Source organism: Pelomicrobium sp. G1, assembly GCF_051905455.1.
Classification (GTDB): Bacteria; Pseudomonadota; Gammaproteobacteria; order Burkholderiales; family UBA6910; genus Pelomicrobium.
This window is the reverse complement of sequence record NZ_JBQACR010000626.1, coordinates 1-235: the sequence shown is the minus strand read 5'-3', so window position 1 is coordinate 235 and position 235 is coordinate 1. Positions and strand designations below refer to the sequence as shown.

General features: G+C 57.0%; 1 pseudogene. It reads right to left on the bottom strand.

What is annotated here, in order from left to right:
* A pseudogene (locus ACTFO6_RS19890) lies at window positions 1–235 on the bottom strand (pyruvate kinase); the annotation flags it as partial.

The window sequence follows — 235 nt, the reverse complement described above, 5'->3', positions numbered from 1 at the left end:
GCGATCACCCGGGTGTAGATCTCGGTGACCGTAACACCATCAAAGGAGAGAAAGATGAGAAAGGAGTAAAAAAGGAGGATCGAGCACTTGGACACATCGTTGGGAAGCTCATTGTAGTCGAGCCCGACCCGCTCTTCGTTGCCCCGCTTGCACTCGGCGTCCAAAATGAAAGTCTGGCCCGGCACCAGGGTGCCTTTGCCCCGCTCGAACTTGCCGATGCGGATCTTGGGGCCCT